The 9,374-nt window shown below is 60.8% G+C and carries 7 protein-coding genes and 1 pseudogene; 6 read left to right on the plus strand and 2 right to left on the minus strand.

From position 1 onward, the window contains the following. Positions 1-100: 100 nt before the first annotated feature. On the plus strand, positions 101-628 hold the full coding sequence (locus BM004_RS41275; RefSeq protein WP_143072697.1) for a helix-turn-helix domain-containing protein: 528 nt from the start codon (positions 101-103) through the stop codon (positions 626-628). Next, positions 625-1,134, plus strand: a complete 510-nt coding sequence (locus tag BM004_RS40185; protein ID WP_256220312.1) for an IS3 family transposase — start codon at positions 625-627, stop codon at positions 1,132-1,134. The genes BM004_RS41275 and BM004_RS40185 overlap by 4 nt, the downstream gene beginning before the upstream one ends. Positions 1,135-1,186: 52 nt before the next feature. On the opposite strand, the gene BM004_RS42625 is transcribed toward BM004_RS40185, so the two are convergent. Continuing rightward, a complete protein-coding gene (locus BM004_RS42625) occupies positions 1,187-1,438 on the minus strand; it encodes a hypothetical protein (protein ID WP_371287262.1) in 252 nt (83 codons plus the stop codon). Here BM004_RS42625 and BM004_RS40190 point away from each other — a divergent pair. Further along, a pseudogene (locus BM004_RS40190) lies at positions 1,353-2,200 on the plus strand (DNA/RNA non-specific endonuclease). The gene BM004_RS42625 and the pseudogene BM004_RS40190 overlap by 86 nt on opposite strands. Here the strand turns inward: BM004_RS40190 and BM004_RS40195 are convergent. Further along, the gene (locus BM004_RS40195) at positions 2,174-2,950 is read right to left on the minus strand and encodes an AP2 domain-containing protein (RefSeq protein WP_177206798.1); all 777 of its coding nucleotides are present in this window, start codon (positions 2,948-2,950) and stop codon (positions 2,174-2,176) included. The pseudogene BM004_RS40190 and the gene BM004_RS40195 sit on opposite strands and share 27 nt — an antisense overlap. 220 nt (positions 2,951-3,170) lie before the next feature. On the opposite strand from BM004_RS40195, the gene BM004_RS41285 reads away from it, so the two are divergent. The 3 genes from BM004_RS41285 to BM004_RS40200 all read left to right on the plus strand — a co-directional run bounded on the left by BM004_RS41285 (position 3,171) and on the right by BM004_RS40200 (position 8,646). After that, positions 3,171-3,380 carry a hypothetical protein gene (locus BM004_RS41285; protein ID WP_143072698.1) on the plus strand — a complete coding sequence of 70 codons (210 nt, stop codon included), beginning with the start codon at positions 3,171-3,173 and terminating at the stop codon, positions 3,378-3,380. Between the two features lie 17 nt (positions 3,381-3,397). Next, positions 3,398-3,529 (plus strand): hypothetical protein, encoded by a 132-nt coding sequence (locus tag BM004_RS42370; protein WP_256220311.1) that lies wholly within the window; start codon positions 3,398-3,400, stop codon positions 3,527-3,529. Between the two features lie 425 nt (positions 3,530-3,954). Next, entirely contained in the window at positions 3,955-8,646 is a 4,692-nt protein-coding gene (locus BM004_RS40200) for an RHS repeat-associated core domain-containing protein (RefSeq protein ID WP_093222514.1), read from the plus strand. Positions 8,647-9,374: the final 728 nt, after the last annotated feature.

Here is a 9,374-nt window from a genome sequence, read left to right on the forward strand (position 1 = left end):
CTGAGGCAAACTATTACCGGCAACTCGCCAGTCAGACCGCCACGATGGCGGCATGACTTAAACCAACCGGCCTCCATGAAAGCCGGGGCGATTCAGTCCCATGAGGAAGTACGAAACAAAGTTCAAGCTCAAGGTCGTTGAGAGCTTTCTGGCTGGAGACGGTGGCGCGAAGCTACTCGCGCGGCGTTGGTCAGTGCCCGAGGAGAAGATTCGGACTTGGGTTAGTCACTACCGACTGCACGGAGTTGCCGGACTGCAGCCCAAACGCAGTGCCTACACTGCTGATTTCAAGCTCCAGGTGCTGGTGCATCAAGATCGTGAGCGGCTCTCCAGTCGGCAGATTGCTGCGATCTACGATATTCGCAATCCGAATCAGGTTGTCGTCTGGCGGCGCGCCTTCGATGGCGGCGGTACCGCGGCACTCGAGGGCAGCAGAAAAGCGCATTCTATGAAGGCTGACAAGCCGAATTCAGAGGTACCGGACACGGACAGCGCCAACTCGAACCGTGAGTTGCGTGAAGAAGTTGAACGACTGCGCGCGGAGGTAGCCTACCTAAAAAAATTGGAGGCCTTGGTTCGAGCCAATCGGCAAGCTGCGCAGAAAAAGCGCAAGCCGTTCTCGAACTGAGGCCAGACTACCCATTGCCGGTTTTGTTGACCGCGGCGCGCTTGTCGCGGAGCACGTTTTACTACCAAGTTAAGGTCTTGGAGACCGGTGACAAGCACGCGGGCTTGAAATCACGCATCAGGGCCGTTTATGAGCGTCACAAGGGCCGTTACGGCTATCGGCGCATCACCGCCGAACTGCGTCAGTCGGGCCAGGCGGTGAACCACAAGACCGTGCAGCGGTTGATGGACGGCCTCGGCCTGAAGTCGCTGGTTCGGCCGAAGAGATACCGCTCCTACCGGGGCGAGTCCGTCTCATCGCCGAATGTGCTCGATCGCCAGTTCGACGCAGCGCGGCCGAACGAGAAATGGGTGACTGACGTGACCGAATTCAATGTCCGCGGCGCAAAGCTTTACCTGTCACCTGTAATGGACCTCTACAACGGCGAAATCGTGACCTTCGAAATGCAGGAGCGACCCCTGTACTCCCTTGTAGGGAACATGCTGTTGAATTCCGCTGATCTCTGACCCTAGGGGGGTGCGGACGAAAACTTGGACTACCAGGAGGTAGTTCATGTATTCATACGAAGATCGGATTCGAGCCGTTGAGCTCTACATCAAGCTGGGCAAACGCGTCAGACCCACTATCCGTCAGCTCGGTTTTCCAACAAAGAATTCTCTGAAGAGCTGGTACAACGAATACCAGCAGAAGCTCGACTTGCCAGCGGGCTAACATCCCGCCCCCGATGCCCAAGAAGAAGCCGCGCAAACGAAGCAGATCATCGACCAGCGGAATAGCCATCGTCTTGCGCCGTACAGCGGTCTGGCTCATCACTGCTGGCGCAATCTCGATCCAGGCGACAAGCTGCGGATTCCTGCCCACGCCTTCGTCGACGTCTGCTCCCTCTGCTGAGCGTGCCGGCCCGACGACTGCCACCCAGTTTTCAGGTGCCGCCAGTTCTTCGCCGGTGGTGTCGCGCCGTCAATTCCGCGAGCGCCCATGCAGCGCGAGCTTTGCTATGAGGCGTTTGCGCTCTTGTACAGCGGCACCAGCAAGACACCGGTTTTCGTGGCCGAGCGCCTCACGCGCGCGAGCATCGAAGATGCCAACGAGAAGCGCACAAACAAGTTCTTTGCAGATGCGCGGCTGCCGCGTAGCGAGCGCGCCGAGCTGAGCGACTACAAGGGCTCTGGGTATGCCCGCGGGCACATGGCTCCGGCGGGCGACATGCCGAACCCGACAGCGATGGCGCAGAGCTTTTCACTGGCCAACATGGTCCCGCAGAACCCGGCACAGAACTCGGGTGCCTGGTCCAAGATCGAGCAGGACACGCGCCGGTACGTGCTACGCGCCGAGGGCAACGTGTTCGTGATCACCGGGCCGGTGTTTGGTCCCGCAAGCCAGACGGTCGGGGCCAATCGCGTGCGTGTGCCTACCCACCTGTTCAAGCTGGTCTACGACGAGAGCACGGGCAAGGCTTGGGCGCATTGGCAGCCAAATTCTGAAGACGCCCCCGCCGGGCGGCCTATCAGCTACGCAGAGCTGACACAACGGGTGGGCATGTCGCTACTGCCTGGCGTCGAGTTGCGATGACGACACCCGGAACTCCTCGTTGCCCGATGGGATTGCGCTCTTTGCTGCGAGTTGTCGTACTCTTTCCGCGACGGCCAGTGCCTTCGCCAGGTCGGAGCCATGTGTCTTGATGGAGAACGCCTTGGAGATGGAGCGCGCATTGCGTGCGCCAGTGATGGCCATCCAGTACCCCGGGTGCTCGCCGTGACCAGCCTTGAACTGAACCCCGGGCACGCCGCTGGTGTTGTTGCGCCCGACGATCTCGGTCTTCGTGAGCTTGCGGGCTTCCAGCATGCGCGGTGGCTCAGTTCTCTCCCGAAGCCGCGCTTCGGCGGGGTGAGGTCGCGTCAGGCCCGCCATGCGGTCCAACTGCGATGCGCGCGCATAGATGGCCAGCGTCTGCGCGGCGTCGCCGTGCTCGTTGGTTGAGAAGTAGGCGCGGAGGATCTCGCCGGGCCCGATGTAGGTCTTGGCCCTCCACCCTTGGACGCTGCCGTCAGCTCGGAAAATCGGCGTGACGCCCGGCGTGCCGGTCTTGTTGTTGACCCGGACCTTTTCGGCCCGAACCCGCCGCTTCGCTGGTGGGATGCTTTGAACGATTGCGTCGCGTCGCGCACGCGCTTGGCGCAGCGCTTCTTCCTTGTCACCCCATTGAGCGATCCCAAACTGATGAAGGTGGCGAACGCCGGCCCTGGACAGCGACACCTCGAACCCCCATGGCTTTGGGTAGATCCCGTACATGTCAGCTTCGTTCGGAACGCCTTGGGGCATTTGAACTCCGGGTTGCTGGTGTGGCGATGCGAATGCTACAACCGCACTTCTCGAGCGCCCAGCAAAAAGGCACCTCGAGGGCAGCTTGCGCGGACAGAAGTGCTCAGCTCGCTTCGCCTTCTGGAAATAATGGAGCCGTCGACGGCCCTGGTATCGGAAGCGGAATGTTGTCGATGAGCTCGCATCGGATCCCGGCGGGGCGACATGCAATGGCCAATGGATGGACACCAGAGCGCTGGGAACGGCAGTCCCTACTTATCCGCACCTGGCGACCGTGGGAGAAAACCACCGGCCCAAAATCCCCGAAGGAAAAGCCAAGGTGTCGCGTAACGCCTATACCGGTGGTGCTTGGCGCGAAGCGCGCCAGCTCACGAAGGAAATGAATGCACTGCTCCGTGAACAACGGGATGCAGTCGAAGCGATCACCTAGCCCAAAGGAGCACCACCATGTTTTTCGAGATGAAGAAGAGCAACGCCCCTGTTCAGGGCCTGCTTGCGATCAAGGTCGAGGCGGCCAAGAGGAAGATCGCAACCGTTCCCAGCAAGCCGAAGAGGCAGGCCAAGCCGAAGCGCGGTTAATGGCCGCACCGGCAATGAAGCGGCTACTAGCTGGGCCAAACCTATTCATTCATCGCCCGACGTTTCGTGCGCTGTGAGCGGCACCGCTCATGCGGCAGAACCGCTCAAATGAGCACAGTGAGCGGCAGCGGCATAAGACACCGACCGCACGGAATGCTTTTTTTGTCGCGGAGCAACAACATACCGTGCTGTCCCTGCGTACTTTCATATTCAGCACTTTTCGAGCAGCAGACTGGGCGCCTAGCCAACCTTGGCTGCACGAAGCCTTTCGGCTAACCTGAAACAACTTGTACGGAGTGCGCTGTGTGGCGGTGCGCATCACCTGAGGGGGTGATCGGCCGTTCAAGAAATGCTGATCGTCGCGGCTCGCGAAGAGTGGGCCGCAGATGTTCGGACACGCAACCGAGAGAGCATGAGGGAGTGCAATGAGCATCGTGAAGGCGCTGCGGCGCACGGTCGGCTCCGGTTGGCCGCCAATCGGCCGAGAATCGTCTTTCGATCAACCAAATCCTGGCCTTCAGGCCATCCATCTAAGTCACTTGCCTGCAAGCTCGCGGCAATTGAAGAACTGTCTTTTCTCCTGCTGGAGCACCGGCATAGCTCTGGCACTCTTGTTTAGCAGCAGCAGTGCTTTTGCCTTTCTCCCGACCTTGAAGACGTGGTCGCTGTACGGGCAAACCGAAGCGTTTCCAACCAAGATCGCTGCGTGTGTATCACTCGGCCCTGATGCTGCCGACAAGCAAATGCGCGGGGTCTACCCCGACTATCCAGCCAACTGGACAATACTGGGGAACTATCGCGAGTCGTCAAATGGCCTGAATTGTTCCTATGACGCCCTGCGCAAATCGGATGGACTGGTGTGGGTGGGCGGAATTGGTTTTCGTGTATTCGGAGAGTTTTGTCCTGCGGACAGCGAGCTGATGTCCGGTTCGGGCTGCCAGTGCAAGTCCCCAGGATTTGTAGAGGACGACACCCAGACGGCTTGCAAGCCTAAACAAGTAGCTCAACCTCCCAATATGTGTAGGGACGGGGACAGCACCCCCCGTCCCATCTTGCCTGCGACAGCTGAGAAGTACCGCAGCGAAACCGACTGGACCGACCGTGGCCCTGATGCCCTGTCCTTCACTCGCAGCTACCGCAGCAATTGGGCTAACGACGACACACGGCTGAGTTCTGGTTTGGGACAAGTCTGGGCGCACAGCTATCGCGTTGGTTTGTACGCCACACCTGCTGCAGCTCCGTTGAAGATCAGCATCACCTTGCCCAAGGGGAACGTGCGTACCTTCTCACGGGCTTCCACCAGCGCAGGTTGGACTGCAGGCGATAGTGCAGATAGCTTGACGGAGGCTAGCGGCGGTGTCTGGGTCTGGCGCCTCACAGACGACGACAGCACTTTCACCTTCGCGGCCAATGGGCAACTGCTAACAACAGTGGGGGCCAATGGGTGGACTCATACCTACACATACGACGTAGCGGGCCAGGTCGTTAGCGTCACCAATGCCTTTGGCCGCGCCCTTGTCTTTTCATACGTTGCTGGCCGCTTGGCTGTCGTCGGTACTCCTGATGGAAGGACGATAGGATATTCATACGACCGATCGGGCCGCCTTTCCTCCGTCACCTACCCAGACGGCAAGACCCGCACGTTCCTCTACGAGAACGCCGCGTATGTTCAGGCCTTGACGGGCATCCTTGATGAAACGGGAGGACGTTGGGGAAGCTTCGGCTATGACAGCAAAGGGCGAGCCACCAGTTCCGTACTGGCCGGCGGTGCGGACAACTATCAAGTTACTTACCAGTCACCAAGCTCTGCGGCGGTGGTCGATCCTTTGGGGACGTCACGGTCATACAGCTACAGCACCATCAAGGGCCAACTCTCGGTTGCGTCCGGCTCGCTACCTTCGGGTACAGGCAGTTCTGACGCGGCGACTCGGGTTCAAGACGCGGATGGTCTTGTGACATCGGAGACCGACTTCAAGGGGAGCACCACCACCACGACGTGGGATGCCGCCCGCCGCTTGCCCACTACTGTTGTCTACGCTTCCGGCAGCCCCGATGCCCGGACAGTAACCACCCAGTGGCACCCCACCTTCAGCCTCCCCGCGCTGACCGTCGAGTCTGGCCGCGCCACCGCCTACACCTACGATGCCTTCGGCAACACCCTGTCGAAGACCATCACAGACACGGCCACCAACAAAACCCAACTCTGGCAATGGACCTACAACCCCCAGCAACTGGTCGAGACAGGCACTGAACCCAACGGCGCAGTAACCAGCTACACCTACGACCTGCGAGGCAATGCCCTCACATCGACCAACGCCCTGGGCCACGTCACCAGCTATACCTACGACGACGCCAACCGCGTAGCCAGCACGACCGCCCCCAACGGCCTTGTCATCGCCTACACCTACGACCTGCGCGATCGTCTGCTGACCCAGACCGTCGACGGCCAGACCACCACGCTCACGTACAAGCCCTACGGCACCGTCGAGACCGTGTCACTGCCTACCGGGCTCGTGCTGACCTACACCTACGACGCAGCCCACCGCCTCACAGGCTGGAGCAACAACCGAGGCGAGAGCGGCACCTACACGCTCGACGGCATGGGCAACCGCACCGCCGAGCAGATCAAGGACAGCGCCGGCAGCGTGGCATGGAGCGTGGCGCGCACCGTCAACAACATCAACCGTCTCTCGGGCAAGACCGAAGGCCCGAACCAGACCAGCACCTTCGGCTACGACGCCAACGGCGAATTGACTCGCACCACCAACGGCCTGAACCAGAGCACGCAGTACGGCCTGGACGGCCTGCGCCGCGTCAAGGCCGTGACCGACGCAGCCAACGCCAGCGCCACCCTCAAGTACAACGCGCTCGACGCCGTCACCGAAGCCAAGGACTTCAAGGGCGTGGTCACCGGCTACACCCGCGACGCCCAAGGCAACGCCATCACCGAGGCCAGCGCAGACACAGGCACGGCGAACACCCAGTACGACGCGCTGGGCTTGCCCAGCCAGATCACGGACGCCCTCGGCCAGGCCACGACCATCAACCGCGATCTGCTCGGGCGGCCAACCAGCGTTGTCTTCGCAGACGGCAAGACCACCACGCTGCGCTACGACCTCACGTCCGCGAGCAAGGGCTACCTGTCGGAGGTCATCGACCGCAGCGGCACCACCGAGTACACCCGCGATGCCTTCGGCCGCGTCACGCTCAAGAAGCAGACCCTTGCCAACGGTGGCGTGCAGCAGGTGAGCTACAGCTACAACCCCAACGGCACGCTCGCGAGCATCGGCTATCCCAACGGCGCAGGGCTGCTCACCCACGCGTACGACAGCACCGGCCGGCTGACGGGCCTGAGCCTGAACGGCAACCCGCTCGTCACTGGCATCGCCTGGAACCCGCTGGGCCAGCCCACTGCGTGGACTTGGGCGCTGGCATCTCCCGCGGTTTCCGCGAGCCGCGCCTACGATACCGCGGGCCGCCTTACCGCCACGGAATTCAGCAGCTATGTCTACGACGCCGCCGGCCGCATCACCAGCCTCACTCAGAACCTCTACCAGGCCGGCGACGCCGACCCTACGCACAGCACCATCGCCAGTGCCAACGTAACCTGGAGCGTGGGCTACAACGCGGTGGGCCGCATCACCGGCTTCAATGCCACGGGCAACACCGCCGGCTTCGGCTACGACGCCAATGGCAACCGCTCGAGCAGCACGCGCGTGCTCGGCGGCGTGAGCACCAACCGCACGTACACGGTCGGCGCCACGAGCAACCGGCTCACGGGCTTTGCGCAGACCATCAACGGCGCGAGCAACACCAGCGTCACCTACGGCTACAACGCCAACGGCGATATGGTGAGCGACGGGCTGCGCAGTTATGCCTACGATGCCGAAGGGAGGTTGGCTGCGGCGACGACGGGCGCGACGGATGTCAGCCCGACCACGCGGTATGCCCACAACGCATTGGGCCAACGCGTCTTCAAGACCGAGCCGCTGTATCCGCCGGTGCAGGGGGACGAGAGCAACCCGGGCTTCATGCAGAGCCTGATCGCGTTCTTCACGAAGCTGTGGAGTCCGAGCACCACGCAGGCCGAGCAACTCGGGTATGCGTATGTCTACGATGAGCAAGGCGCGCTGATCGCGGAAGTGGGCAGCGGCGGACAGAACAGCGCGGGGCAAGCGCAGTACATCTACCTCCCGACGGGGAATGGACCGATGCCGATTGCAGCGGTGATCAATGGCAATGCGTTCGCAGTCCACAGTGATCACCTAAACACGCCGCGCAAGCTGACCGACTCAAGCGGGCAGGCGGTATGGCAATGGGGCTATAGCGCGTTCGGGGAAGACAGGCCGACGACTGCGGAGAACCGATTCGCCAACCCCGACATGACGCCGAATCCGGGCACCACCAATACCTCTGAGGTGAAGTTCAACCTACGTTATCCGGGTCAGTACGCGGATGAGGAGTCGGGGCTGTTCTACAACGGCTTCAGGACATACAGCCCCACCACCGGACGCTACACGCAGGGCGATCCCACCGGACTTGATGGCGGATGGAATCGGCTTGAGTATGCAGTCAGTGATGCGATCAACATGTTCGATGACGATGCCCTCGCGCCAAAAGGGCAAAGCTCATTTCCAAAACCGCTTGTTCTGTCGCCGACCCCCAGCGGAGGATCCGGGCAGATCGACAAGATTCCAGGTTGGAAACCCATGCAATTTCCGCCTTTGGTTGGTGGCGGGAGAGGGGCAGTTGGGCGCACCTCCGGCCTCGGTTCGCCTTCAGGTGGTAGATCAACGCCAGCGAATTGCGATCCTAGCGGGCTGCCGGCACCAAGACAGATGATGGACCATCATCTGATGTCTCAACAGTTTCGCAAGTTCTTCGCGTCGCGCGGGATCAACATCGACGACCATACGGTCTCCATTGGTGATCTCTCTCACCTAAAGGGTCTTCATGGGCGAGGATTGGGAAATATGCCTGGACGATGGAACCAAACTTGGCGCGATTGGATCGACAGAAATCCTAACGCGACTGACGCAGATGTCTACAGACAGCTTGGGCGCATGATGGACGACTACAACCTTCAGGGAATACCGATTCATCCGTATGGAAAATAGCGCGAGCCATGAACGAAATACCATCATTCAAACTGGTCCCTGAGCCTCTGACGGAGGAAGCAAGGTCACTTCCTCCATTCAAGTGGGCAGCGGACGAAATAGGTCACCGTCATCGCCTAGGAGGAAAGCCCGATTTCATCCAGGAACCGGAGGTTCCTGCTTGCTCCTGCGGCAAAGCGATGACGTTCTATGGTCAGCTCGACTCGATAAACGACGACTTCATCATCGGCGACTGCGGGATGATTTACGTCTTTGTTTGTTTCGAGTGCCTTGAGACAAAGTCAGTTCTGCAATCGTACTAGGGAAGGTCTTATATGGGCGCCTCCCGGATTGCAAGAACTCGTGTGTGTGAGGAATCAGGAGGCAGAGCTGCAGTCTTATATCCGGCCTGTTGTGCAGGCGGGTATGCCTGCTGGCCCTGATGGTTTTCGCTGACGAGTCTCCCATCTGATCAACGAGCTTGGCGCTCTTGTTCCCTATCGGAGTGTCCTCGTCCCGGTCCGACCTGTCTGGCCCATCACACGCGTGGTCGCTTGCTCTCCTTCAAACTGGTTGTATCGTTCTCTTCGTCGTCAGTGCGCGGCCTGCCACGCCTCGGGGCGCCAGGCTTGACCGCGTGCCAGCACCGCCCAGATCGTTCGCGCCAGCTTGTTCGCCACCGCGGCGACAGCCACGCTGTAAGGTCGGCGCTGCAACAAAGCTGTCAGCCATGGCCATGTTGGGCCATC

The organism is Variovorax sp. OK212 (assembly GCF_900112425.1).
In the GTDB taxonomy this organism is placed as follows: domain Bacteria; phylum Pseudomonadota; class Gammaproteobacteria; order Burkholderiales; family Burkholderiaceae_C; genus Variovorax.